The sequence below is a fragment of the Demequina sp. NBRC 110054 genome, assembly GCF_002090115.1.
Taxonomy (GTDB): domain Bacteria; phylum Actinomycetota; class Actinomycetes; order Actinomycetales; family Demequinaceae; genus Demequina.
In genome coordinates, this window is record NZ_BBRK01000004.1 from 727913 (window position 1) to 753603 (window position 25691).

Here is a 25691-nt window from a genome sequence, read left to right on the forward strand (position 1 = left end):
CGCGATCGCCGCGCTAGCGACGATGCGCCCGGTTCGCCCGGGCGTCGACGCTCGCGGGATGCGCCGCAGAGCCCGCCACCCGTCGCCGGGAAGCGTCGCGACACCCACCTCAGCGTGCCGAGATGCACACGCCGACCCGCGACGCGGTCATCTCCCCGTCACACGTGCGTGCCAGAATTCGGCCCATGAAGTTCCTCCTCGAAGTCGCCATCACCGCCGTCGCCGTCTGGGTCGTCACCCTGCTCCCCCTCGACGTGACCGTGATCGGTGGTGAGGGAGACGAGTGGTGGCACCGCGCGCTGGTGTTCGCCTTCGTCGGCCTGGTGCTGACCGTGCTCAACCAGTTCGTGAAGCCGATCCTGGACGTGCTCGGCCTGCCCATCAAGATCCTCACGCTCGGCCTGTTCGGCCTGGTGATCAGCTGGTTCATCCTGTGGCTCACCTCGTGGATCACGGAGCAGGTGTCGTTCGCGACGCTCGAGATCGGCGACTTCTGGATGAGCCTCCTGGCCGCGATCGTCATCGCGATCACGACGGCGATCCTCTCGGCCGTCGTCCCGGGGGCCGACAAGCGCTGACGCACGGGACCAGGCACGGGACGACCCAGGGCGTCCACCCGGGTCGTGCACACTGGGACGATGCGGGGTTGACCCACAGCGTCGTCCACGCACACCGTGGAACAATGACGGCGTGAACGACTGGACCCGCCTCGCCGACATCACTCCCCCCATCGCCCTCGGGCCGCTCGATGGCCGCTACCGCGGCGCGGTCGCGGACCTGGTGGACCACCTCTCGGAGCCCGCCCTCAACCGGATGCGCCTCCACGTCGAGGTCGAGTGGTTCATTCACCTGTGCGCGAAGAACGCCGTGCCGGGCGTGCGCCCCCTCACGGACGACGAGATCGCGCTGCTTCGCTCGATCCCCGCGGACTTCGACGCGGCGGGCATCGCGGAGCACGGCGAGATCGAGCGCGTCACGATCCACGACGTCAAGGCGGTCGAGTACTACATCAAGCGCCGCATCGAGGGCACGTCGCTCGCGCCGCTGAGCGAGCTCGTCCACTTCGCGTGCACGTCGGAGGACATCAACAACCTCTCGTACGCCCTCATGGTCAAGGGCGCGGTCGAGCAGGTGTGGCTGCCCGCGGCCACCGCGCTGGTCGGCGATGTCGCCGCGCTCGCGCGCTCCGCCAAGGGCACGCCGATGCTGTCGCGCACGCACGGCCAGACCGCGACGCCGACGACGCTCGGCAAGGAGTTCGCGGTGCTCGCCCACCGCCTGGGCCGCCAGCTCGACCGCATCGGCGGCCAGGAGTACCTGGGCAAGATCAACGGCGCGACCGGCACGTTCGGCGCCCACACGGCAGCGGTGCCTGGCACGGACTGGATCGAGGTCTCGCGCACCTTCGTCGAGCACCTGGCACTGACCTGGAACCCGCTCACGACGCAGATCGAGAGCCACGACTGGCAGGCCGAGCTGTACGCCGATGTCGCGCGCTTCGGGCGGATCCTGCACAACCTCGCGACCGACGTGTGGACGTACGTGTCGCTCGGCTATTTCGCGCAGGCCGCCGCCAAGGGCTCGATCGGCTCGTCGGCGATGCCGCACAAGATCAACCCGATCCGCTTCGAGAACGCCGAGGCGAACCTCGAGATCTCGGCGGCACTGCTCGACACCCTGGGCGCCACCCTCGTCACGAGCCGCATGCAGCGCGACCTCACGGACTCGTCGTCGCAGCGCAACATCGGTCCGGCCTTCGGCCACTCGATGCTCGCGATCGACAACGTGCGCCGCGGCCTCAAGACCCTCACCGTCAACGAGGCGCAGCTGGCCGCCGACCTCGATGCCTCGTGGGAGGTGCTGGCGGAGCCGATCCAGTCGGCGATGCGCGCCGCCTCGATCGCGGGCGTGCCTGGCATGGAGAACCCGTACGAGCGCCTCAAGGAGCTGACGCGCGGTCAGCAGATCGACGCGCAGTCGATCCGCACCTTCGTGGACGGCCTGGAGCTTCCCACGGAGACCAAGGAGCGTCTCGCGGCGCTCACCCCGGGCGGCTACGTCGGCGTGGCCGAGACGCTCGTGGATCGTTTCCTGCGCTGAAGCGCTAGCTCACCGGAGCGCGACACACAGGGCGCTACAGCCGTAGCGGGCGCCGGAGTGTCCTCGCGCAGGGCGGCCTGGGGCGGACTGGGGCGGCCGTGTGTAGAGGTAGAGACAGAGCTCTCCCAGCGACGTGGACCTAGGCAGCGGCGGCTGCGTCGAGCTCCAGGGCGGCGACGCCGCCGAGCACGGGAGTCCGGATGGGGTCCTGCGACGCAGGCGGGACGAAGTACACCCGCGAGCCACGGACCTCGATGCCCCATCCCTGCGTGTGGGTGTCGTGATGGCATCTCGTGCAGAGCATGACGCCGTTCGACAGGTCGGTGCGGCCGCCGTGCTCCCACCAATCGATGTGGTGCGCCTCGCAGTGCTCGATCGGGGCATGGCATCTGGCGCACCCGCCGTCGCGTTCGGCCAGTGCGACGCGTTGGCTGCGTGAGAACAGGCGCTGCTGACGTCCGAGGTTCAGCACGGCACCGTCGCGGCCGAGGACCTCGGGGATGACGCCGGCATCGCCCGCGAGGCGCCGCAGCTGAGTGATCGAGACCGGCTGATCGACGCCGTCGATGCTCCCCAGCCCCACCCCGGACCGCAGGTCCTCGAGGTTCATGCGGATCACCATCGTGGTCCGCACGCCAGAGGTCGCAGTGTGGGCGCAGCCCAAGGCGTGACGCGCGAGCGCGAACAGAGCGTCGGCGCGCATCTGGCCCTTGCTGCGGGGGTCGACCTGCGCCGACGCAGCGCGCGCTCCGGCACTGCCCGCACTGGCGCTCCCGGCACCCTCGCCCGTCGCACCACTCGCGCCCTCCACGCCACCGACCGCTGCCTCACCGGGCCGGGCCTGATTGCGGACGTCACGGGTGGTCATCTGCTCGAGCACCGCGATGATCGGTGCGGCGGTGGCCGCGTCCAGCCTGCCGTGGATCACGGTCATGCCGTCGCTCTCCTGCTTCCACCACAGGTAGCGCTCGCCATGGTTCTTCTTCTCGCGCTCCTCGTGCGCGGCCTGATCGGCGCGGGCCACGGCGCGAGAGACCATCTTCGCCACCTCATGAGAGCTCTTGCCCGCCGCACGAGCCACCAGGCGCTCCTCGAGTCGCCGCAACGCGACACCATCGACCTTGCCGGTCAGCGAGTTCAGGCCCCGCACGATGATTCCCGCCGCATCCGTCGACAGGCTCCCGTCGAGCTGAGCGGCAGCAACGTACGGGTACTTGTGCCGCTTCGGCTTGGGCTTGGGTTCCGGCTCGGGCTCCGGGTCGGGAGCACCGTCGGGCTCGGGCGAACCCGAGCCGCCCGTGGGGCCGGAATCTCCTGGTGTCACGCCAGCACCCTCATCCTCGGGCTCGCCGTCCTCCTCAGACTCAGCGAACGCCTCCCCTGCGGCCATCGAGTTCTGCGCGCTCCTGAACGAGCCCCCGCGCACCTTGGACAGCAGGCCCCCCGCATTGCCGAACCCCTGCTCGCGCGCGAACCCACCACCGGGCTGATCCGGGTCCGACAACCGCATGATCTCGCCCGCCACACGCGAGCCCAGAGCACCGACAAGCCGCTCCAGGCGGGCGATCGCCACCGTCAGATCCAGCAGCTCATTCTCGGGCAATCCGACGCAGTCATGCTGGGCGAGTGCATGCACCTGCGCACTCACCCGCTCGACCTCTGCCGTTCCGATTGCCATGGGTACAGTCCATCACTGGGGTCTGACATTCGGGACAATTCAGACTCCCTGGGGGACGAGCGGCACGACCCCAAGACCGGCGGACGACGCGTCGTCCCCTCCCCTGCGCGGCCGAAGGCCCGCTCGAGGCGCCGCCCGACCAGCGGGGCCGCGCCGTGGGGCTGTTCGGCATGGCGGGCCAGGGCTCGCGCACCTTCGGCGGCATCACGTTCGGCGCGCTCGGCACCGCGCTCGGCGTCCACGCGGCCGTCACGCTCAACGCCGCGGCCCTCGCGGTGAGCTGCCTCGTCATGCTCGGCTTCGCGGCGCGTCAGCGACGTCGGTAGAGCCTTCTGACGAGCGCGAGCGATGCGACCCCACCCACGACACGTCCCTCGACTCGCGACCGACATCAGCGGCTCGCGACGAAGCCTCAGCCGCTCCGGGGCCATGTCCTCGACGATGGGGAATATTCCTCTTGTGACGGAAAATCCGAATTGCTAGTTTCCGATTGAGCGCGCTGGCAGCACGGTTGGGACGTGACGCGGCCGAGGCGAAGCCATGAGGGTGCAGTCTTCCCGTCCGCGGGGCTCTAAACCGAGTCAGGGGGACTCATGTTCACATCGCGTCCAATCGAACCTGCCTTCAGGGCGGTCGTTGCAGCGGCACTGGCCATTGCACTCGCGGTCGGCACCTTGATCGCCACCTCCGGCGACGCCTCGGCGTCGACGAAGGCCACGACCAGTGTCACCATCAGCAGTTTCAAGCACCCCGATTCGAGCCGATTCGTCAGCGGCACGAGCGCGGTGATCAAGGGCACCACCTCCGCGAACCTCAAGGGCAAGCGCGTCGTGCTCCAGCTCAAGAAGGGCAAGAAGTGGGTCTCGACCGGCTACAGCGCCAAGGTGACGTCGACGAAGACGTACACCTTGAAGTTCAAGCCTCGAGGCATCGGAAGCCAGACCTATCGCGTCAAGTACCTGGGCAACGCGAACCTCAAGCCTTCGCTCGCCAAGAAGAGCATCACGCTCTGGAAGTGGATCGGCCTCGCACCACGTGAGGTCAGCGGCGATCTGTACAAGGACGACGTGAACATGGCCGGCCGCTACTTCTCCAACGCCATCGTCGACTACATGAGCTACTACAGCGACAACGGCTCGTACTCCGACTACAACCTCTCCTACAAGTGCGTGAAGATCAAGGCTCGGGTCGGGCTCGACGACGGGTCGGACTCTGGGCTGAAGGTGAGGTTCAAGGTCGCTCTCGACGGCAACACCGTCTACACGTCCAACTCGATCGGCGTCGGGTCGAGCGCATCGTTCACCAAGAACACCACGGGCGTCTTCCGGGTGCGCCTCACGATGACCTCGATGGACGACTCCTACAGAGGCTACGCGGCCTTCGCGGCGCCACAGATCCTCTGCAAGGGATACCCGGCGACCTGACGGTAGACGCCACGGCATGAAGGGCCGCTCACCGCTCCGGTGGGCGGCCCTTCATGCCGCCACGAGCGTCCAGTGAGCCGGCGGGCCTGCCTCCTCAGTCCATGGACGATGCGGCAGTCGCCGACGGCGACGGCGTCGCCCACGCGGGCAGGCAGTACTCAGGCCCGGCCAGCTCGGCATCGACGTCGGCCCAGACCTCCTCGCCCATGTGCACGGTCGGCGTCGAGGACTCGTAGAGCACCTGCACGGTCGTCACGCCGACCCACTCGAAGGTCGCGAAGCCGTCGTCGCCTGCGTCGAACTCCTCCACAGCGCCGTCGACGAAGGTCACCGTCACCGAGTCGTCCGCGTCGACTCTCAGGGTCAGCGCCTCGGCACTCGCCGCTTGGTCCCACCAGATCCACGTGCGGCTGCCGTCGTCCTGCTCTCGCCCCGCGTAGGAGACGTAGCGCCGCAGCGGATCGGTCAGGTCGAACTGCGTGAACTCGTCCAGATTCGCGGGACCGGTCCCGAAGGTCGCCTCCTCGTCCGATCCGTCGAGGGCGTACGTCATCTCGATGAGATCGTCGGTCCAGGTGAGCGAGACGTCGATCGTGGTGCCCGAGTCGAACTCGAGGTGCAGCGTCTCGCCGCTCTCCGTCGTCCCCTCGAGCAGGTGATCGTGGAGCGGCACGATGAGCGGCTCGGAACCGGTTCCGTTCTCCGCCACTCTGAGGCGCTCCTCGCTGAGCCGCAGCGTGACGCGCTGGCCCGCACCCGTCAGGAAGTCGCCGTCCGCGGTGCCGTTGGTCCACCACTCGGGGTCCTCGTCGGGGGCCGGCACGCATGCCGGCGCCACGGCTGGATGGAGAGCAGAATCCACCGACGGATAGGCCACCGCCCCGACCCCGAGCACCACCGCGAGCCCGAGACCGACCGACCCCGCGGCCCGCACCCGCCGACGCCGCCGCACGCGCCCTGCCACGGCCCCACCCCGCACCGAGGCGAACTCGGACGACGAGAACCGCGACGCATCGTCCTCGAACTCGTCGTGCAGCATCGTCCGGATGTCCATCACCGACCTCCCTTCCTGGCCCGCGCCACGACGGCCACGGTGGAGGACTCGCCCTTCCACTCGACCTCCTCGCCGAGCAGCCCCGCGAGCCGGGACGATGCATCGGACAGGTAGCGCTTGACGCTCCCCTCGGCGAGGTGGAGACGATGCGCGATCTGCGGGACGGTGAGGTCGTCGTAGAACCTCAGCACGATGCAGGCGCGCTCGCGCGGGGGCAGCTCGGCCAGGGCGGCGCGCACGTCCAGGACGACGGCGTGGTCCCGCTCTTCACCAGAGGCAGGAGCGCGACCCGCGAGCCTTTCATATGCCGCGGCAAGAGAACGTTGGGACCGGTAGCGGTCGATGAACACGCTCGGGATGGCCTGACGGACGTAGCCCTCGGCGCGATCGACGTCCGGGAACGACCGGCCCCGCGAGAACGCCCTCACCAAGGCGTCCTGAAGGACGTCCTCGGCCTCCGCATCGTCCCTGGTGAGCAGGCGCGCGTAGGCGAGCAGGCGAGGCGCGCGCTCGCGCATCACCTCGTCGAGCATCGGCTCCCAGCGCGCCATCGATGTCCCTCCCCACGGGCCGGGCCGTCACACCCCGCCTGATCCCAGCATCCTCACCCCGTCAACGGAGCGACATACGCGAAACGTTGGGTCGGCAGGGCGAGCGGGCGTCAGCCGACCGAGACCGCGTCCCCCACGGTGAGCGTCCCGGGCGTCGCCACGTCGCAGTACACGGCGGCCCTGAGGTCGCGCTCGGCGCCGAGGCCCTTGAGCCATCGCGTCCGCTCGAGCACGCCGTCCTGGGCGAGGTCGATCGTCCGGCACCGCTCGATCCGCTCGACCGGCGCGAGCACGGCGGAGCCGACCACGATGCGCTGCCCGAACCAGGTCTCCTCGACGAACGGCTCGTCCGTCTCGACCACGAGGTTCACGCGCAGCCGACGAGGGTCCGCGTCGACGTCGAGCTCGCGCGCACACCAGTCGAGGGTCGCGGTGCCGATGAGCGACACCGCACCGTCGTCGAAGTGGGGCACGTCGGTCTCGGGCGCCATCGCGACGTCGTCGTCCATCGCGTCGCAGAGCGCGGCGTCGAGGTCGAGCGCACCGGCGGTCCACTCCGAGGTCCCGTCGCTCACGAGCACCGCGCCCTCCCAGGTGCGGGCAGCGAAGCTGAAGACCGCGTCGCGACGCACCATCCGCTTGGTGTTCTTGCCCGAGGCGAGGCGCGAGTCCGCGTCGCGCACGGCCCACGCGCGGTCCCCGACGAGCCCGCGCGCGTCCAGCGGCACGGAGTGGAGGTCCTCCCCGGCCATCGACTTCACGGGGTACCGGCGGATCGACACGACTCGCATGCGGCCACTGTATGCGGCGAGTCGTCGTCCTCTCGTCGCGACGTGACGGAGACGGCACAGGATTCCCGGCAACCTCCCAGCAACCGTCACTACAGTGAGCGTGATGACCGACAGCCCGGCAGCCGCCGTCGCCCCCACCGACGCAGGCCCGTCCCCCCGCCGCCTCAAGTGGGAGATCGCGATCGTGCTCGGCCTGTCGCTGGGCCAGTCCGCGGCGTACGCGATCACGCAGTTCATCGAGTACTACGTCAAGGAGGTCGACCTCTCCACGACCTCCTCGACGCTCAACACCTCGACGTCCTCGGTCGCCTGGATCGACCTCGTCCAGCAGCTCATGGTGATCGGCTTCCGCCTGATGCCCGTGCTGCTGGTCTTCTACCTCTTCTCGGATCGCGGCCGGTCCGCGTGGCGCACCCTCGGCCTGACCGGCCCGTGGTCGGCGGTCCGCGGGGACGTGGGCTGGACGTTCGGCATCGCGGCGATCATCGGCCTCCCCGGCATCGCGCTCTACACCGTGAGCCGCGCGCTCGGCGAGACGATCACCATCAACACCTCTGGCCTCCCGGACGAGTGGTGGTCGGCCACGATCCTGCTGCTGTCGGCCGCGAGCGTCGGGATCCTCGAGGAGGTCGTCGCCGTCGGCTACCTCGTCACCCGGCTGCGCGACCTCCGATGGGGCATCCCGGCCGCGATCCTCGCCTCGGCCCTGCTGCGCGGCGCGTACCACCTCTATCAGGGCTGGCCCATGGCGCTCGGAAACGTCGTCATGGGCGTCGTCTTCGCCTACGTCTACGTCCGTCGCGGCCGCCTCGGCCCGCTCATCGCGGCGCATCTGCTCATGGACGCGGTCGCGTTCATCGGCCCCGAGGTCGCGCCCGAGTCGTGGCTCGTGTGGCTCGGTCTCCAGTAGGCGCCGCGCCCGCCACGGGACACGGACGACGGACGACGCGCCCGCACCTTTCCTGACACCGAGGCCCCTGGTTCCGGGGCTCCCCTCTAGACTCGCTCCATGGCCGCCGACGCACTTGTGGACCAGCCGGAGAAGCCGGCCGCTCGTGCGCAGGTACGCATCGTCGACACCCCCGAGGAGCGCGTCCACCGCTTCACCGACCTGCTGTCGCTCATCGCGACGCTGCTCGGGATCGTCCTAGTCCTGCTGATCGGCGCGTACGCCACCGGCACCACGCAGGGCATCACGTCGGACGTCAGCGGATTCGCCCGCGTGCTCCAGCGCCTGCTCGTCGCCCCGGTGAACATCTTCTCCGGCATCGTCACGCTCGTGATCCCGACCATCGTGATCATCGACATGGCGGTCCGCCGTGAGCCCCGCCGCATCCTCGAGATGATGGGCGCCTCGCTGCTCGCGTTCCTCGCGACCGTCATCGCCGCGGTCACGACCATCTACTTCGGCGCCGAGGAGCTCGTCAACTCGCTGTCGATCCCGAACGACGAGGGCGAGCTCGTCGTCTCGCTCCCCGCCTACATCGCAGCGGTCGCGGCGATGCTGACCGCCGCCGGCATGCGCTCGAGCCGCCGCATCCTGTCGTGGTCGTGGAACCTCGTGTGGGCCGCGATCGCCGTGGCCGTTATCTCCTCGATCGTGACGCTGCCCGCCGCGCTGGTCACGGTCCTCATCGGCCGGGCCACGGGACTCCTGCTGCGCTGGTCGATCGGCTCGACGGCCGACCGCGCGTACGGCGAGGCGCTCGTCGAGGGGGTCAGACGTGCGGGCTTCGAGCCCAAGGCGCTCGTGCGGGCGGATGTCCGCGACGAGTTCGCGGCCGTGGACCTCGACGAGGTGTCCGCCGCGATGGGCCGCACCCGCCAGGGCCGCGTCTACTCGCTGACCACCAAGGAGAACCACCACCTCCTCGTCGTCGCGCTCGACGGCGACCGTCACGCGGCGGGCTTCCTGGCGAAGTTCTGGAACACCCTGCGGCTGCGCGGGATCGACACTCGCGCGGACGTGTCCCTCAGGCACAGCGCAGAGGCGACTGCCCTGGTCTCTCATGCCGCGCGCAATGCGGGCGTCCGGACGGCACGCGTGCTGGGCATGAGCCATGTGCGCGACACGATGCTCCTGGTCTACCAGCGCCCGACGGGCGTGCGACCGCTGTCCGAGGTGCCCGCGGAGGAGATCACCGACACTCTGCTCGACGCGATCTGGCAGCAGATCGGCCACGCGCACGACGCAGGCATCTCACACCGCGCGATGTCGGCGGACACGGTGCTGGTCAGCACGGACGATGCGTCGGATCCCGTCGTCTGGCTCACCAGCTGGGAGCTCGGCGAGGTCGCGACCTCGACGCTCGCGAGGCGCATCGACCTGGCGCAGACCCTCGGGCTCATCGCGCCCCTGGTCGGCCCCGAGCGCGCCGTCGACTCGGCCTTCAGGGCGATGAGCGACGCCGACATGGAGCAGGTCGCGCCGCTGCTGCAGATGATCGTCCTGCCCCGTTCGACGAGGCATGCGCTGCGCGCCGCGCACACCCACGCGCTGCAGGGTGTCCGCTCCGAGATCATCGAGCGCCTGCCCGGCGTGGAGATCGAGCCCGAGAACATCCAGCGCTTCGGCTGGCGCACCGTGCTCACGCTGTTCCTCGGCGTCGTCGCCGCGGCGATCGTGCTCGCCTCCTTCAACACGCAGTCCGTGGTCGCCGCCCTCGCCGAGGCGAACCTGTGGTGGCTGCTCGCCTCGTTCGGGTGGGCACTCCTCACGTTCGTGGGCGCCGGACTCGCGCTCATCGCGTTCAGCCCGGTCAAGCTGCCGTGGGGCAGGGCGATCCTCGTGCAGGTCGCGGCTGCGTACCTCGCGATCGCGGTGCCCGCCGGTGTCGGACCCGCTGCCCTGAACATGCGCATGCTCACCAAGCGCAAGGTGCCGTCGCCGCTCGCCGTCGCGACCGTGGCGCTCGTCCAGGTCTCCGGCGTGGTCGTGACGGTCGTCGGACTCGTGGCGCTGTCCCTCGTGACCGGCTCTGAGGGCACCCTCGCCCAGCTGCCGAGCACCTCGGTGCTCATCGGCGTGGCCGTCGTCGCTGGCGTCATCGCCCTCGCGCTTACCGTCCCGAAAGTGCGGTCCCTGGCCGCGGCCCGTGTGATGCCGATGCTGCGGCAGACGTGGCCCCGGCTGAGCCAGGTGCTCGGACAGCCCTGGAGGCTGGCCCTTGGCCTCGGCGGCAACCTGCTGCTCACCGTCGGCTACGTCGGCGCCTTCTGGTCCGCGCTCGAGGCGTTCGGGTGGAACCTCGCCGTGGTCGACGTCGCCGTGCTGTTCTTCCTCGGGAACGCGGTCGGCGCGCTGGTCCCCACGCCCGGCGGACTCGGCGCCGTCGAGATCGCGCTCACCGGTGGTCTCACCGGTGCGGGCGTGCCGCTCGCGGTCGCGTCGTCCGTCGTCGTGATCTACAGGCTCATCACCTACTGGCTGCGCATCCCGCTGGGCTACCTCGCGATGAACTATCTGCAGAAGAAGGGCGAGGTGTAGCGCGGTCGATCAGGGCGCCACGACCCAGACCGGACCGCCTCTCCGTCCGCCGCTCCTGTGGCGTTTGCCACAGAATGTCGGGTTGGCGTCACCTTCTGGACCGCGCGAGCGGTGACGGGGACATGAAGCCCTCACGCACCGCCCCCACGCCCGAGTCCTCCACGAAGCCCGCGGGCCTGTCCACGATGCGCCGGCGCGCGCTCACCGCGGTGAGCATCGCCGGCCTGGCCGCGCTCGCCGTGGGCGGTGCCGCCGCGGCCGACGACGCGAAGCCAGGCGAGGCGCTGTATGAGGTCGACCTCGCGCTCGAGGACCTCGGCATCAACGACGGCGGGTGCGAGGAGCGCCTGGAGGAGACCGAAGAGCTCGTGGACGACGGCGAGATCGACCTCGCGCTCGAGACGGCCGACGACGCCCTCGAGGACATGGAGGACCTCGATGAGGGGGACGCCGAGGAGCTCACCGGCCTGCTGAAGGCCGCCGAGTCGGTGCTCGAGAACGGCTCGGAGCAGTCGCTCGAGCGCCGCACGCAGGTAGCGGAGATGCTCACCTTCATGGCGACCACCGAGCTGACCGGCAAGGAGTTCGGCCACGCCGTGTCGCAGCACGCACGCGGCATCTGGGTCGACGAGGCGACGGAGGACGCAGCCGAGGACGGCGCTGAGGATGGCACGGACGACGTGGAGGTCGCGGACCTCGAGGTGACTGACGAGGAGGCCGCCGACGAGGAGCTCGCCGCGGCCGACGAGGCCGACGTCGACGACGAGGCCGACGACGCGACCAAGCAGGCCGAGAAGGCCGCCGCCAAGGCTGAGAAGGCGGAGGCCAAGGCCGCCAAGACGATGGAGAAGGCCGAGCAGAAGGCCATCAAGACCATGGAGAAGGCGGAGCAGAAGGCTGCGAAGGCCGCACAGAAGGCCGCGAAGGCCTCCGCGAAGGCCGCCAAGTAGCCCCACACAGGCCCGCGCCCCCGTCCCTGGCCATTCTCCCCCGGGACGGGGGCGCCGCTCTTTCTGGGACCGGCGCCGCCTACCCTTGATGACTACCGCCGGCTCAGCACGCATTCCGACGCGCCCGGCGCACGCGAAAGGAGACGGGATGACCGGGGAGCAGCCCACGACGGAGGCGGTTCACGCGGACGCCGTGATCTTCGACATGGATGGCACGATCGTCGACTCGACCGAGGTCGTGGAGCACGTGTGGGGCCGCGTCGCCGAGCGTCACGACCTGTCGCTCGACGAGGTGCTCGCCTACTCGCACGGGCGACGCAGCCGCGACACCTTCACGCACTTCCTGCCCGAGGGCGCGGACATCGACGCGGCGGTCGCCGAGCTCGAGGAGACCGAGCTGCGGATCACCGAGGGCACCAAGGAGATCCCGGGCGCCCGCGCGCTGATCGACTCGCTCGGGGAGGCGCCCTGGGGCGTCGTCACCTCGGCGCCTCGCGCGCTCGCCCTCGCGCGCATCGCCGCCGCGGGCCTTCCCGAGCCGCGCGTGCTCGTCGCGGCCGAGGACACGCCCGTGGGCAAGCCGGACCCTTCCGGCTACCTCCTCGGAGCCGAGCGGCTGGGCGTCGAGCCCGGACGATGCGTCGTGTTCGAGGACGCCGACGCGGGGGTCAGGGCCGCGGTCGCATCGGGAGCGACGACGGTGGTCGTCGGTGCCTACCGTTCCGCGCTCACCGAGGGGCTACGGGCCGTCCCCGATCTTCGAGGCGTGGCGGTCTCCGCGGCATCTGGCGCGAGCGCCTTCGTGATCCGTATGTGAAGCCGAAGACCTCGACGGCCGACCACCGTCACATGTTGAACCTGCACCAGCGAATTTCTAGACTCTCTAAGGTTATTTGAGCGCACATTGGTGCGCGCATCATCCTCTCTGCTTCAACTCACAGTTGAATTTATTGCTAGGATTAGATTTTCGGGATACTCTCGACCTACCCCGGACACCCAGTGTCCCCTCAAGGCGAGGCCGTGCGCGCGGCCTTACAGGCAAGGAAGCCTCATGACTATCTCCGACGAAGCAGCAGTCACCACGGAGTCGACGCACGACTCCACCAGCACCACCGCCGAGTTCGGCACGCCACGCAGGACCATCGGACTCGTGCTGATCGCCGCGCTCGGCATGTACATCATGGCGATGAGCATGTCGACCGCCCTGTCGCTTCGCATCGCGAGCATCGCCCCCGACACCAAGGATGTGCTCTACAGCCGCACGGTCTCCGTCAGCGCGCTGCTCATGCTCGTGGTCATCCCCGTCGTCGGCGCCCTCTCCGACAGGACCACCAGCAGGTACGGCCGGCGCCGCCCGTGGATCGTCGGCGGCCTCGTCGTCGCGGTCGTCGCCGCCGCGATCGCGGGCCTCTCCGCCAACCCGATCATCATCGGCGCCGCGTACGTGATCCTCGTGACCGCGATGCAGTCCGCCTTCAACGCCTACGCCGTCATCCCCGTCGAGGCGGTTCCCGACGCGATGCGTGCGAGGGTCATGGGGATCATGGGCCTGTTCGGAGCCCTCGCCTACTCGGGCGGTTCCTACCTCACCGGTGCTCTCGTCGAGCAGCCCCTCCTGCTCATGACGGCGCCGATCCTGCTCGCCGTCCTCACGGTCCTTCCGCTGCTCGCCCTCTACCGCGACCCCGCCAAGGCGAAGTCCGAGGTGCCCGCACTCGACGTGAAGGAGCTGTTCGGCGGACTCCTCGTGAACCCGCGCAAGCACCCCAACTTCGGATGGACCTGGCTCGCACGCCTGCTCGCCGGCATCGCGATGGCATCGCTGCTGACCTACTTCGTCTACTACATGCTGGACGTGCTCGAGGTGCCGCTGACCGAGGTCGGCGCGAAGGCCGGCCTGCTGACGCTGATCTCCGCCCCGATCTCGATCGTGTTCTTCACCGGCTCGGGTTGGCTGTCGGACAAGGTCGGCAGCCGCAAGCCCTTCGTGGCCGCGGCCGCGGGCCTCATGGCGCTCGGCCTCGTCCTCGGAGCCATGGCCGACAGCTTCGTGAGCTTCGCCGTCGCGTGGAGCATCTTCGCGATGGGTCAGGCGATCTACCTCACTGTCGACCTCGCACTGTGCGCCGCCGTGCTGCCGGACGCGAGGGACGCAGGCAAGGACATGGCGGTGTTCGGCCTCGCGCTCAGCATCCCCAACATCATCGTGCCGGCAGTCGGCCCGACCATCCTCTCGATCGGCGGGGGCGCGAACTACGCGCTGCTGTGGATCGGTGCCGCCGTCCTGTGCCTCGTGGGAGCGGCCCTCATGCCGCTGATCCGCGGGGTGCGCTGACAGACCGAGCTCGAGCGTACGAAGGGCCCTCGGCGTCGCCGGGGGCCCTTCGGCGTGCCAGGCTCCTGCGAATCAGGCTCCGCCGGCTCGCTTCAGCGGCCGTGCGGCCGGCACCACGAGGATCGCGAGGAGCGAGACGGCGCCGACGGTGAGCATCGCATCGAGCACGCCCACCCTGTCGCCCAGGAACCCGATCAGAGGCGGTCCCATGAGGAACGCCCCGTAGCCGATCGTGGAGACGACGCTCAGGCGCAGCGCGGCACGCGCCGGGTCGTCCGACGCCGCCGACATGCCGACGGGGAATCCCAGGCTCGCGCCGACGCCCCAGATCGCGACCCCGATGAAGGCGAGCCACGAAGGACCGAACACCACGAGCAGGCATCCCACCACGGCCGTCACGAACAGCGTGCGCAGCACCACGACGCGTCCGTACCGGTCGAGCAGTCCCGTGCCGAGGATGCGCCCTGCGGTCATGAACGCGAGGAAGACCGCGAGCGCGACGACCCCCATCGCATTGGAGGTGTCGTGCCCGTCGACGAACGCGACGGCCATCCAGTCGTTCGCGGTCCCCTCGGCGAATGCGGCCGCCAGCACGATCAGTCCGATCAGGAGCGTGCGGGGCTCGAGCCACGGCGATCGCGTCGCGCCGGTGACGTCGACCGCCTCGGTGGCGCCTTCGTCGTAAGCCGGCAGGAAGTCGCGGGTGAACCACCACATGACCGCGAGGCCCAGCACCGCCGCCGCCCCGATGTGCAGCCCGACGGGGACCGCGAGCCACGTGATGAGGGCGCCAAGCAGCGCTCCGATGACGGTGCCGCCCGAGAAGCCCGCGTGGAACCAGGGCATGATCGCTCGCCTCAGGCTCTGCTCGACGATGGATCCCTCGAGGTTCTGAGCGACATCCCAGGTGCCGAAGCCGAGCCCGACCATGAACAGCGGGACCATCACGAGAGGAATCGACGCGTGGGCCTCCACGGCGATCCCGGCCAGGAGGACTCCCGGCATGGACACGGCACCGCCGAGCCTCACGGTGTTGGCGGCGCCGATGCGGCGCGCGATCCGGCCCGCCACTGGCAGGCCGACCAGCGATCCGATCGAGAGGGCGAGCAGGAGCAGGGAGAGCTGGCCCGGGGTGAGGTCCAGCATGTCCTTCACGTCCGGGACGCGCGACATCCAGGAGGCGAAGGCGAAGCCGTTCACGGTGAACACCGCGAGCGTGGCGTTGCGCGCGGCGGTCACTGCGCCGGGGCTGCGGGTCAGGTCCGCTGGCTGAGAGGTCACGGCGTCAACTCTCCTCGGTGCCGAGGATCCACGCGAGCAGAGCGTCGGGATCGGCGTGGTCCATGCCGCCACGCACCACGAGATCGGCCGTCTCGAAGCGCGCATCCCATGGGTCCGTGACGTACGGAATCGCGAGCACGCGAGCGCCCGCCTGCTTGCCCGCGAGGACCCCGGGGACCGCGTCCTCGACCACGACGCATCGTCCGGGGGCGACCCCCAGACGCGAGGCGGCCTCCAGGAAGACGTCTGGCTCCGGCTTGCCATGCGCGACCTCGAGCACGGAGACGCGGGTGGCGAGCGCATCGTCCAGGCCGACGGCCCGCAGGGCCGTATCGATCATCTCGGGGCTCGAGCCAGACGCGACGGCCATGGGCACGCCTCGTGCGGCGAGCAGGCGGACGAGCGCGGTCGTGGGCGCGAAACCGGGAACGGATCCGAGCAGCCTGACGACGTGCGCGAGCTTCGCCCGACCCAGCTCGGCCGGGTCCGCGTCGACGCCGAAGGCCTCGGCCATGCGCGCCATGACCTCGTGCCCACCGAGGCCGATGAAGGGCTTCTTGTCCTCCATCGTCAAGGCGACGCCGTGCTCCGCGAACGCGAGCCGCTCCGCCTCGAACAGCAGCGGCTCGGAGTCGATCAGGACACCGTCCATGTCCCACAGGACGGCGAACCCGGAGTCAGCGGCAACCATGCCCCACCCACCTTCGCAAAAAACAGACAACGCTGTCGGTATTTGATATCGTGACAAGCATGCCACAGGAGCCGGGAGCCCGCCACGACAAGGAGGCGGGCACGTACGCGAAGGGCGATCTCCGCAGGGCCCACATCGTCTCCACGGCGCTGCACCTGTTCGCGGACGCCGGCTACGAGCGCACGAGCATGGTCCAGGCCGCCGCGGCCGCGGGCATCTCCCGCGCAGGACTCCTCCACCACTTCCCCACGAAGGACGACCTGCTCGCGGCTGTTCTCGAGGAGCGCGATCGCCTGGACGACGCGCGGCACTTCGATCACCTGGACCCGGCCGACCCCCTCGGCTGGCTCGCCAACCTGATCCGCCTCACGGAGTTCAACGCGACCCAGCCGCGGCTGGTGCGCCTCTTCGCGGTGCTGTCGGCCGAGTCGTCGTCGCCCGACCATCCCGCGCACGAGTACTTCGCGCGCCGCTACGCAGCCACCCGGAGCGAGTACGCGCGCGTCATCGCGGAGCTCGTCAGGCAGGACCTCCTCGCCCCCGGCGTCGAAGCCGAGGGGCTCGAGGTCGAGCTGATCGCCTTCACCGACGGCGTCCAGGTGCAGTGGCTGCTCGACCCCAGCATCGACATGGCGCGCCTCCTGAGGCGCAGGCTCCAGCAGCTGGTCACCGCGCCGCTGCCCGACCCGACGCCGGAGACGACGCTGCGCTCATGACCGCCTCTCGGCGACCATGAGCGCAGCGCGCACCGGGATCGGAGTTCCGGCTACCTTCCGCTAGGCCCCCAAGCGGAGGGATTCGGGCAGCCCATCGGCGTGGGCCTCGAGGAGCTCGTCCGTCATGTCGCGGATCTGCTCGAGCGTGAGGTGCGCACCGGTCAGCGGGTCGAGCGCGACCGCCTGGTACACGTGCTCCTTGTTGCCGGTGCGGGCCGCCTCGAGCGCGAGGAGCTGCACGTTGATGTTGGTCCGGTTGACCGCCGCGAGCGCGGGGGGAAGCTCGCCGAGCGCGACCGGCTGGATGCCGTTGCGGTCCACGAGGCACGCGACCTCGACGGTGGCGTCCGCGGGCAGGTTGAGGATCAGCCCGTCGTTCGGGACGTTGCCGTAGATGACCGCGGGCACGCCCGTGACGGCGGCGTTGACGATCGTCGCGCCGTACTCGATCGAGGGCTCGAGGCTGTCGGTCAGGTTCGCGAGCTGCTCGTCGACGTCGCCCTGCTCATCGTGGTTCACGCAGATGTCGTAGTAGTCCCAGCGCTCGGGGATGTACCGCAGCACCGTCTCCGGGTCCTTGCGGAAGTACGGGAGGTACTCCGACGCGTGGTGGCTCGACTCGGTCTGGAAGCAGCCGAAGGTCTCCATGATGGCGTTGCGGACCTGCTCGTTGCCGCCCTCGTAGTTCGAGTCCCCCTCGGCGATGCCGGTGTGGTCGCCGTCATCCTCGGCGATGTCCTCCGCGCCCCGGCCCAGTGAGTGCTTGCGGTGCATGATCTCCTTGAGGCGCGGGTAGAGGTCCTCCCCGTCACGCTCGAGCTTGAGCAGCCACGCCTGGTGGTTGATGCCGGCCGAGACGTAGGACATCTCCTCGTAGGGGATGCCGAGCGTGCGGGCGAGCATGCGGGTCGTGCCCTGCACGCTGTGGCACAGACCGACGGTGGAGATCCCCTGCGCGTTGAGATAGCCGGTGGCCATGGCCATCGGGTTCGCATAGTTGATCAGCAGCGCGTCGGGGCACAGGCGGAGCATGTCGTCGGCGATCGCCTTGTAGGCCTGGATCGAGCGCAGGAAGCGGAACACGCCGCCCGGGCCGACGGTGTCGCCCACGGTCTGGTCGACGCCGTACTTGCGCGGGATCTCGACGTCCCACTTGTAGGCCTCGACGCCGCCGACCTGGAAGGTGATGAACACGAAGTCGGCGCCGGTGAGCGCCTCCTCGCGCGAGGTCGTCTCGATCACGCTTGCTTGAAGCGAGTGGTGCTCCGCGAGCGCACGGGCGGCGTCGGCCGTGCGCTTCACGCGATCCGCGTCGATGTCCATAAGGACGTACTCGGCGGACTGGAGGGCGGTGTGGCTCATGAGGTCACCGATGAGGCGGAACGGGAACACGAATCCGCCGGCGCCGATGATCACGATTCTGGGAGTGGTGGTCATGGGACCGACTGTACGTTCGTCATTCACGCAGTTCCTCCGCCCTGCGTGGCGAATCTTCCGGAATCCTCGCCTCGTCGCGTAGCGTGGGGCCATGTCCGCCTCCGACGTCGTGGTCAACGCCCCTGGGTTCTGGGTGCATCGGGGCGGCGCGCTGCCGATGACGAGCGCGCACCGTCACGACGACCTGGAGCTGAACCTCGTCACGCGCGGGAGCCTCGAGTACCTCTTCGGCGGCAGGTCCCTCTCGGTGCCGGCCGGATCGATCGCGATGTTCTGGGCCGCCACCCCGCACCGGCTCGTCGACTCGGGGGACGATGCGGAGGCGCCCGAGGGCTGCTGGCTGCACGTTCCGCTCGCCACGGTGCGGGGATGGGGACTGCCCCAGGACTCGCTAGCCCGCCTCCTGCGAGACCGCCCGCTGATCGTCGACGCGGCCGGCCTCGGCGACCTCTCGGCCGCCTTCGACCGGTGGGCGACCGATCTCACCACCCCCGAGACGACCACGATCGCGCTCATGGAGGTCCAGGCGCTCGCGATGCGGATCCTGCGCGCCGCAAGGGACGGCAGCGCCGGCGGCCCGGGCGGGCGGCGCGGCTCCTCGCAGATGCCCGACGCGGTGGCCGCGATGGCGGGGTTCATCGCCCTCAACTTCCGGGATCCGGTGCGCGTGGCGGACGTGGCCGCCGCCGTGCCGCTGCATCCCAGCACGGCGATGCAGGTGTTCCGAGCGTCGCTGGGCATCACGATCGGCGAGTACCTCACGCGCTGCCGCGTCGCCGAGGCCCAGCGACTGCTCATCACGACCTCGAGGCCGGCGGGCGACATCGGGATCGCCGCGGGCTTCGGCACCGTGAGCGCGTTCTACGAGGCGTTCCGGCGTGCGACCGGCGGCCCGCCCGCCGCGTATCGGCGCGGCCTCGCGGCGCACGAGCCGCCGCGGAGCTGAACCGACCTCAGCAGCGCCTGCGGGTCACTCGGCCAGAAGGTCCGCGAGCAGGCCCTTCGCCCACTCGTAGGGACCGTCGTCCGGATACTGCCGGTAGTGGGTCTCGATCGTCATGAGCAGCACCAGGTAGATGCTGTAGAGCCACCGTCGCCGCGCCATCTCGGGCGTCACGAACTCGAGCCCGTATCCCTCGATGAACGGCGTGGGGTCGCCGAAGTCGGGCAGGTCCATGCCGTTGAAGCCGGCCTCGATGAGCGGGTCTCCCCACAGCGCGCGCTCATGGTCGATCAGCGCGACGATGCGGCCGTCCCTCACGAGCACGTTGCCCGGCCACAGGTCCCATTCGACCAGCCGCGGCTCGGTGACCTCGTCGAGCGCGTCCAGGTGGCCATCGACCACCGCGCGGACGACGTCATACTCGACCCCCAGGTCCAGCCCCGCGCGCTCACCGTCTCCGAGGATGTCCTCCATCATCGCGGCGAAGCACTCGCGCCACGTCGCGAAGCCGTCCCCGAGAAGCGGTCCGAAGCGCACGCCGACGGCCTCGTTGATCCCTCGGTTGAGCACGCCGAGGTCCCGCCGCAGCCCGGCCGTCACCGCGACCGGCACGTCCTCGGACTCCTCGAGGGCGGAGAGGCTGTCCCCCTCGATGAGCGGCATGACGAACCAATCGGCGTCGACGAGCTCATGCGTGGTGTCCGCGAAGTCGACCTCGGGCACCGGCGCCGACGTCCGCGAACGCAGCAGCTCGAGGGCCGCGAGCTCGGTGCGCATCGCACCGCGTTCGCAGGTCATCACCTCGACCTCCCGCGGAGGTGCGATCTTCAGCACCACCTGCCGTCCGGAGCGCAGGACGAGGCGGTAGGCGACGTTGAAGTAGCCCTCACCCAGCTCGGTCGCGAAGTCCTCGCCCTCGGGCACCTCGGCCTCGCCGTACGCCCGCGCGACGATGCGGCGCAGCACCTCGACGGGCTGGCGGTTCTTGGTGATGCTCTCCATCAGCCCTCCAGCAGCGCGCGAAGCCCGGCGCGCAGCGCCTCGCGCTGCTCGGCCGAGAGCCCCTCGGTGAGCCTGCGGTTCGCCTCCTCGACGAGCGGCTTGAGCCGCGCGCGCTCCGCGAGCCCGTGCTCGGTGAGCGTCACCGTGTTGCGGCGGGCGTCGTCGACGTCGCGCGCCCGCGCCACGAGACCGCGGCGCTCCATGCGCCTCACGAGATCCGCGACCGTCGAACGGTCGAGGTCGACGCGATCGCAGAGCTCGCGCTGGCTCGCCTGACCGCACTGATCGAGGATCACAAGGATCGAGTACTGGACGCTCGTGATCTCGGTGGAGACCACCCGAGACCACATCGCCAGATGCGCCTGCTGGGCGCGGCGGATCAGGTACCCGGTGTAGCGCTGCGGCTCCTGATCGTCGATCTCCACGGCCCGATCATCCCAGGGCGGCGGCCTCCCTTTCCAGCAGGATCGCGGAGAAGAAGTCGGTCAGCTCCACCCGAGCGGCGAGCGGCAGCACGTGCGCGACGTACTGGTCAGGACGGACGATGACGAGCGCGCCGTCGTCGGCGATCCCACGGGCGGAGAAGATGTCGTCGTCGGGATCGACGGCCCACGCCTTCTCCCAGTCCTGCAGCCCGAGAGGGCCCGAGCGTGGCAGCAGGATCCCGGGCACCGAGGAGATGTCCACCTCGTGGTGCCCCGCGCGGAAGATGCCGTGCACATCGAAGGCCGCGTCGAGGTCGGCGCCAGCAAGCCGGAATCGCTGCACGGGCGAGTCCAGCGACTCCGTGAGCCACTCCGCGAGCTCGCGCAGCGCCACGCCCGTCGTGTCGCCGAAGGCATAGAGCCTCCACCGGCCGTCGGCCACGTGCGCGTGGCCGAGGTGCATCGGGCGCGCGTCGGCAACGCGAATGACCGGCGAGGAGTGGAAGCGCGTGCCGATCTCGAAGCCGGTCGCGAGTCCCTGGTGCTCGCCGGTGCCGGTGAGCGTCGAGGGCCGGTAGCGGGTCGCGAGGCCTGCGGTGTACCTGCCCTGGCGCGCGAACTCGGCCTGCATCGCCTCGGCCGTCACGCCGCCATTCTCGGGGTGGTCGGGGTCGAGCGTCGGCTGCGCGATGAAGGCCGACCAGAAGCGGTCGAAGTCGATCAGGTCCTGCGCGACCGACTGCCGCTCCTCCGAGTAGGTCGCGAGCAGTCCCTCGGGCGCCCGCCCCTCGAGCACCGCGACGAGCTTCCAGCCGAGGTTGAACGCATCCTGCATCGACACGTTCATGCCCTGGCCCGCCTTGGCGGAGTGCGTGTGGCACGCGTCGCCCGCGATGAACACGTGGGGCTCGCGCTCGCCCACCAACTCCGCGGGGACGTCGTCGAAGCGATCGGTGAGTCGCTGTCCCACCTCGTACACCGACGACCACGCAACGGAGCGCACGTCGATCGAGTAGGGATGCAGGATCGCGTTCGCGACGTCCGCGAGCTGCGCCGCGGTCGTCCCGCGGATCGCCGAGTCGCCCGCCTTCACCTCGCCCAGGTCGACGTAGAGCCGCACCATGCTGCCGCCCTCGCGCGGGATCATGAGCAGGCTTCCCTTCCCCGCGGACTGGATGACGTTCTTGGTGCGCCAGTCGGGGAAGTCGGTGGTCGCGAGCACGTCCATGACGCCCCACGCATGATTGGCGGCGTCGCCCTTGAGCTCACGCCCGATCGCGGTGCGCACCGCGCTGCGCGCGCCGTCGCAGCCGACGACGTAGCGCGCCCGGACGGTGCGCACCTCGCCCTCGCGCTCGCCGCCCGCCTGACGCAGGGTCACCGTCACGGGGTAGCCCCCCTCCCCCACGGTCAGATCGACGAGCTCGACGCCGTAGTCCACCGTGAGCCGGCTGGGCTGCTTGGCCGCGTAGTCCAGCAGGTACTCCTGCATGCGGGCCTGGTTGACGATCACGTGCGGGAACTCGCTGAGCCCGGGCGGGGTGTCCTGGACCCAGCCGGTGCGCTCGATCCTGTCGCGGTCCGCGGACGACGGTCCCCAGAATCGCACCTCGTTGACCCAGTACGCCTCGCGCACGAGGGCGTCGGCGAGGCCGAAGGCCTGGAACATCTCGACAGTGCGGCACGCGACGCCGTCGGCGTGGCCGAGCTCGAGCGGGGTCGCGCGGCGCTCGATCACGCGCGTACTGATGCCGGGGAACGCGGCGAGCTGCGCGGCGAGCACCGCGCCCGCCGGTCCGGTGCCGACGATGAGCACGTCGAGCTGCTCGGGGATCTCGGCGGAGCGGGCGAGCGCCTGGGGCGCCGCGGGCCTGAGGTCGGGGTCGCCGGGGCGGTAGCCGTCGCGGTAGAACTGCATGCTGATCTCCTTTGATCAGTGATGCGTGCCGGGGTGGGATCAGAATAAGTCAGTACCCCAACGATTTCAAGGACGCGTCAACAGATGGGGCCGTCACCCCCGGCAGATCACGTTTCCTTGGCGAGGAGGACCGGTGCTTCGCTGACCGGCCCCGTCGCGCGGTACAACTGAGGCCATGGCGAAGGCGACCGACCCCACCGAGCCCGTGATCGGCGAGCTGCGACTCGACGACCTGGCCGAGGGCTTCCCCGGCGACCTCGGCCCGCACGAGCGCTGCGACGGCCTGCGATTCATCGACCTGGACCTCGGCGACCGCGACCTCACCGGCGCGACCCTGAGCGAGTGCGAGCTCCTCGGCTGCGACCTGCACGAGACCAGGCTGAACCTCGCCCGCGTGGTCGAGACCCGCATCGTCCGGGCGAACGCACCCGTGCTCAAGGCGCCCCGCTCCGCGTGGCACGACGTCCGCCTCGACTCCTCAAGGCTCGGCGCGGTCGAGCTCTACGAGGCTGAGGTCGACACGGTCGCCGTGACCGGCTCCAAGCTGTCCTTCGTGAACCTGCGCGGGGCGAAGCTCAAGGACGTGCTGTTCGAGGACGTGGTCATCGACGAGCTCGACCTGAGCCAGGCGACCGCCGAGCGCGTCGCCTTCCGCGACTGCCGCATCGACACGCTCCTGCTGCACGGCGCGCGCCTCACACACCTGGACCTGCGGGGCACGGAGCTGCACACGTTCGGCGGCCTCGAGTCCGCGCGCGGCGCGATCGTCTCCCCCGAGCAGCTCCTCGACCTCGCGCCCGTGATGGCGGCGCACCTGGGGATCGACGTCACCGGGTGACACCCGAACGATAGGGTGGACCGAGCGCCGCGGGGGCGGCGCGGACACGGGGGACACGGTGGGTTTCAGGAACGGGACGATGCGATTCGCAGCGCTGGCGACGGGGCTAGGACTCGCGGGGACGATGCTGTCCGGGTGCAGCAGCACGCCGGACTGCTCGCAGGGGCTCGGCATGCCCGACGAGGCGATCGAGGCCTTCACCGACGCGCTCGAGAGCGGCGACGCGTCCGAGGTCGAGGAGGCGCTCTCGGCGGGCCCCTACGGGACCTCGACGGACATCGCCGCGCTCGCCGAGGAGCTCGGCCCCACCTCGGACTACGCGATCGGTCTAGTCGACAGCCAGATCCCCGGCACGTACTACGTCAATGTCGGGGACGCGAGGGGCGGCAACTGGGCGACCTTCGAGATCTACGAGCTCGAGGACGGCGAGGACAACCCCCAGACCCCCTCCGCGTGCTACGACGCGGCGTGGGGCCACGCGACCGTCGACCCGAGCGCCACGCCGAGCGTGGCCGACTGAGCCCGGACCGCACGCCTCGCACACCCAGCCTGCGGCGCCTAGCGTAGAGCGCGTCCGCACGACGGGAGCAGCAATGTCAGACAAGGTCGACCCGAAGAGGACCCTCGACTCGTACGCCGCCCGCAAGGGCGAGTTCCGCATCGTCCGCGTGCCTCCGATGAGGTACCTCGCCGTCGACGGCCACGGCGACCCCAACACCTCCCCGGCGTTCGAGCGCGCGATCGGCGCGCTCTACCCTGTGGCCTACGCCCTCAAGTTCGCCTCCAAGGCCCGCGGCCACGACTACGTGGTGCCGCCGCTCGAGGGCCTGTGGTGGTCCGAGGACATGGACTCCTTCGCGGTCAACCTCGACAAGTCCCAGTGGAGCTGGACGCTCCTGCTGCTGATCCCCGATACGGCACTTCCGGAACCCCTGGACGATGCGATGGTCGCGACGGCCACGGAGGCCGCCGCCGCGAAGGCTCCCGATGCGGGGGTCGAGGGCGTGAGGGTCGAGACGATCGACGAGGGCGAGTGCGTGCAGACGCTCCACGTCGGACCTTTCGACGACGAGGCTCCGGTGATCGCTCGGATGCATGAGGAGTTCATGCCGGCGCACGGGCTGCGCCCCTCGGCCCACCATCACGAGATCTACCTGAGCGACTTCCGCCGCGCCGCGCCCGAGAAGTTGCGCACGATCCTGCGGCAGCCCGTCGCTCGCGTCTGAGGCCACGCGCCGCGCGGCTGGCACCGGGGCGCGAATCGTGACCGCACGGTGATGCGGCGCACGCCCGGAACTCGCCGGCGTGGGTTACCGTCTATGCAAGGCCGCATCGCATCCGGGGGGACGCATGGGCGGCCGAGGGGGTGTCATGAGCATCGAAGAGGTCGGCGTGCCCGCGCGAGCGAGGCCGCAGTGGCCGATCATGGTGGCCGCGGGAGTGGTCGCCGCGTTCGCGATCGCGCTCGTGGCGGCTTTTCCGCTGGTGGAAACCTCGAACGACGCCGATCCGCAGACGCTCACGACCGAGCAGATTGCGTCGCGCGGCTACGACGTCGCCGCCGCGGAGCTGCTCGCCGGGGTGTGGGACTCGAGCTACGGGCCGACGGTCGTCACGGTCGACGACGTTGTCTCGCTCGCGCCCGGGAGCACCGATGGCGACGTGACGCTCGTGGCCGACCACTCGGGCATCGACGTCGACGCGCGCACGGAGCGGACCGCGACGGCAGCAGAGCGCAGTGACGTGATCGCCGACGCGATCCCGATGACGGCGACCGGGCGCGCGGCGGTGACCTCGCTCATCTCCGAGCTGCGAGCCGTCGAGGAGGAGGCGACCGCCGCATCGTCCAGTGCCGACATGGTCGCCATCACCGTCGAACCGACCGCGGTCGAGGGCCATCTCACCGACACCGTCGGCGACTACTGGGTGCAGGTCAGCCTGTATGTGACCGAGGAGTACCGCGACGGAGTCGTGTCGGAGGGCGTCGAGACGGCCATCGTGGTGTTCGATCCGGACACACACGCGGTCGTCGACGCGGTGCTGCTGACGCAGGAGGACGCCGCTCCGTAG

General features: G+C 70.0%; 26 protein-coding genes. 15 read left to right on the top strand and 11 right to left on the bottom strand.

Annotation, left to right across the window (positions count from 1 at the left end):
* The first annotated feature begins 185 nt into the window (after window positions 1-185).
* The gene (locus B7K23_RS03330; RefSeq protein ID WP_159451293.1) at window positions 186-578 is read left to right on the top strand and encodes a phage holin family protein; all 393 of its coding nucleotides are present in this window, start codon (window positions 186-188) and stop codon (window positions 576-578) included.
* 112 nt (window positions 579-690) lie between these two features.
* A complete protein-coding gene (gene purB, locus B7K23_RS03335; protein ID WP_084124987.1) occupies window positions 691-2100 on the top strand; it encodes an adenylosuccinate lyase in 1410 nt (469 codons plus the stop codon).
* A 139-nt stretch (window positions 2101-2239) separates the two neighbouring features.
* Here the strand turns inward: purB and B7K23_RS03340 are convergent, their stop codons facing one another.
* Window positions 2240-3778, bottom strand: coding sequence for an HNH endonuclease signature motif containing protein (locus tag B7K23_RS03340; protein ID WP_084124988.1), 1539 nt, complete (start codon window positions 3776-3778; stop codon window positions 2240-2242).
* A gap of 155 nt (window positions 3779-3933) precedes the next feature.
* Here B7K23_RS03340 and B7K23_RS15625 point away from each other — a divergent pair, with 155 nt between their 5' ends.
* Window positions 3934-4104 (top strand): hypothetical protein, encoded by a 171-nt coding sequence (locus B7K23_RS15625; protein ID WP_159451294.1) that lies wholly within the window; start codon window positions 3934-3936, stop codon window positions 4102-4104.
* Between the two features lie 245 nt (window positions 4105-4349).
* On the opposite strand, the gene B7K23_RS15630 is transcribed toward B7K23_RS15625, so the two are convergent.
* Window positions 4350-4571, bottom strand: coding sequence for a hypothetical protein (locus tag B7K23_RS15630; protein WP_159451295.1), 222 nt, complete (start codon window positions 4569-4571; stop codon window positions 4350-4352).
* On the opposite strand from B7K23_RS15630, the gene B7K23_RS03345 reads away from it, so the two are divergent.
* Entirely contained in the window at window positions 4564-5202 is a 639-nt protein-coding gene (locus B7K23_RS03345) for an NPCBM/NEW2 domain-containing protein (protein WP_159451296.1), read from the top strand. The genes B7K23_RS15630 and B7K23_RS03345 overlap by 8 nt on opposite strands.
* Window positions 5203-5296: 94 nt before the next feature.
* Here the strand turns inward: B7K23_RS03345 and B7K23_RS03350 are convergent, their stop codons facing one another.
* The 3 genes from B7K23_RS03350 to B7K23_RS03360 form a co-directional block, all read right to left on the bottom strand.
* On the bottom strand, window positions 5297-6256 hold the full coding sequence (locus tag B7K23_RS03350; protein WP_084124990.1) for a hypothetical protein: 960 nt from the start codon (window positions 6254-6256) through the stop codon (window positions 5297-5299).
* A complete protein-coding gene (locus B7K23_RS03355; RefSeq protein WP_084124991.1) occupies window positions 6256-6807 on the bottom strand; it encodes an RNA polymerase sigma factor in 552 nt (183 codons plus the stop codon). Before B7K23_RS03355 ends, B7K23_RS03350 begins: the two co-directional genes overlap by 1 nt.
* 110 nt (window positions 6808-6917) lie before the next feature.
* On the bottom strand, window positions 6918-7598 hold the full coding sequence (locus tag B7K23_RS03360; RefSeq protein ID WP_159451297.1) for an MOSC domain-containing protein: 681 nt from the start codon (window positions 7596-7598) through the stop codon (window positions 6918-6920).
* Between the two features lie 103 nt (window positions 7599-7701).
* On the opposite strand from B7K23_RS03360, the gene B7K23_RS03365 reads away from it, so the two are divergent.
* The 5 genes from B7K23_RS03365 to B7K23_RS03385 all read left to right on the top strand — a co-directional run bounded on the left by B7K23_RS03365 (window position 7702) and on the right by B7K23_RS03385 (window position 14370).
* A complete protein-coding gene (locus tag B7K23_RS03365) occupies window positions 7702-8508 on the top strand; it encodes a CPBP family intramembrane glutamic endopeptidase (RefSeq protein WP_084124993.1) in 807 nt (268 codons plus the stop codon).
* Window positions 8509-8607: 99 nt separating this feature from the next.
* Window positions 8608-11085, top strand: coding sequence for a lysylphosphatidylglycerol synthase transmembrane domain-containing protein (locus B7K23_RS03370; protein WP_084124994.1), 2478 nt, complete (start codon window positions 8608-8610; stop codon window positions 11083-11085).
* A 122-nt stretch (window positions 11086-11207) separates the two neighbouring features.
* Entirely contained in the window at window positions 11208-12035 is an 828-nt protein-coding gene (locus B7K23_RS03375; RefSeq protein ID WP_084124995.1) for a hypothetical protein, read from the top strand.
* A 148-nt stretch (window positions 12036-12183) separates the two neighbouring features.
* The gene (locus B7K23_RS03380) at window positions 12184-12852 is read left to right on the top strand and encodes an HAD-IA family hydrolase (RefSeq protein ID WP_084124996.1); all 669 of its coding nucleotides are present in this window, start codon (window positions 12184-12186) and stop codon (window positions 12850-12852) included.
* A 234-nt stretch (window positions 12853-13086) separates the two neighbouring features.
* Window positions 13087-14370, top strand: a complete 1284-nt coding sequence (locus B7K23_RS03385; RefSeq protein ID WP_084124997.1) for an MFS transporter — start codon at window positions 13087-13089, stop codon at window positions 14368-14370.
* Window positions 14371-14442: 72 nt separating this feature from the next.
* On the opposite strand, the gene B7K23_RS03390 is transcribed toward B7K23_RS03385, so the two are convergent.
* On the bottom strand, window positions 14443-15651 hold the full coding sequence (locus B7K23_RS03390; RefSeq protein WP_234996403.1) for an MFS transporter: 1209 nt from the start codon (window positions 15649-15651) through the stop codon (window positions 14443-14445).
* 4 nt (window positions 15652-15655) lie between these two features.
* Window positions 15656-16342, bottom strand: a complete 687-nt coding sequence (locus B7K23_RS03395) for an HAD family phosphatase (RefSeq protein WP_084124999.1) — start codon at window positions 16340-16342, stop codon at window positions 15656-15658.
* 59 nt (window positions 16343-16401) lie between these two features.
* Between B7K23_RS03395 and B7K23_RS03400 the strand changes: the two genes are divergently transcribed.
* Window positions 16402-17058: a TetR/AcrR family transcriptional regulator gene (locus B7K23_RS03400; RefSeq protein ID WP_084125000.1), complete on the top strand. Its 657-nt coding sequence runs from the start codon at window positions 16402-16404 to the stop codon at window positions 17056-17058.
* A gap of 60 nt (window positions 17059-17118) precedes the next feature.
* Here B7K23_RS03400 and melA read toward each other — a convergent pair whose 3' ends face one another.
* Window positions 17119-18495, bottom strand: a complete 1377-nt coding sequence (gene melA, locus B7K23_RS03405; RefSeq protein WP_084125001.1) for an alpha-galactosidase — start codon at window positions 18493-18495, stop codon at window positions 17119-17121.
* Window positions 18496-18586: 91 nt separating this feature from the next.
* On the opposite strand from melA, the gene B7K23_RS03410 reads away from it, so the two are divergent.
* Window positions 18587-19441: a helix-turn-helix domain-containing protein gene (locus B7K23_RS03410; RefSeq protein WP_084125002.1), complete on the top strand. Its 855-nt coding sequence runs from the start codon at window positions 18587-18589 to the stop codon at window positions 19439-19441.
* Between the two features lie 24 nt (window positions 19442-19465).
* On the opposite strand, the gene B7K23_RS03415 is transcribed toward B7K23_RS03410, so the two are convergent.
* Genes B7K23_RS03415 through B7K23_RS03425 form a run of 3 tightly spaced genes read right to left on the bottom strand, consistent with a single transcriptional unit; the run spans window position 19466 to window position 22783 of the window.
* Window positions 19466-20440, bottom strand: a complete 975-nt coding sequence (locus B7K23_RS03415) for a phosphotransferase family protein (protein WP_084125003.1) — start codon at window positions 20438-20440, stop codon at window positions 19466-19468.
* On the bottom strand, window positions 20440-20865 hold the full coding sequence (locus tag B7K23_RS03420) for a MarR family winged helix-turn-helix transcriptional regulator (protein ID WP_200809758.1): 426 nt from the start codon (window positions 20863-20865) through the stop codon (window positions 20440-20442). Before B7K23_RS03420 ends, B7K23_RS03415 begins: the two co-directional genes overlap by 1 nt.
* 7 nt (window positions 20866-20872) lie before the next feature.
* Window positions 20873-22783, bottom strand: coding sequence for an FAD-dependent monooxygenase (locus B7K23_RS03425; protein ID WP_084125004.1), 1911 nt, complete (start codon window positions 22781-22783; stop codon window positions 20873-20875).
* 175 nt (window positions 22784-22958) lie between these two features.
* Between B7K23_RS03425 and B7K23_RS03430 the strand changes: the two genes are divergently transcribed.
* The 4 genes from B7K23_RS03430 (at window position 22959) to B7K23_RS03445 (ending at window position 25691) form a co-directional block, all read left to right on the top strand.
* A complete protein-coding gene (locus B7K23_RS03430; RefSeq protein ID WP_084125005.1) occupies window positions 22959-23621 on the top strand; it encodes a pentapeptide repeat-containing protein in 663 nt (220 codons plus the stop codon).
* Window positions 23622-23700: 79 nt separating this feature from the next.
* Entirely contained in the window at window positions 23701-24141 is a 441-nt protein-coding gene (locus tag B7K23_RS03435; RefSeq protein WP_084125006.1) for a hypothetical protein, read from the top strand.
* Window positions 24142-24214: 73 nt separating this feature from the next.
* Window positions 24215-24847, top strand: coding sequence for a GyrI-like domain-containing protein (locus tag B7K23_RS03440; protein WP_084125007.1), 633 nt, complete (start codon window positions 24215-24217; stop codon window positions 24845-24847).
* A 145-nt stretch (window positions 24848-24992) separates the two neighbouring features.
* Window positions 24993-25691: a hypothetical protein gene (locus tag B7K23_RS03445; RefSeq protein WP_084125008.1), complete on the top strand. Its 699-nt coding sequence runs from the start codon at window positions 24993-24995 to the stop codon at window positions 25689-25691.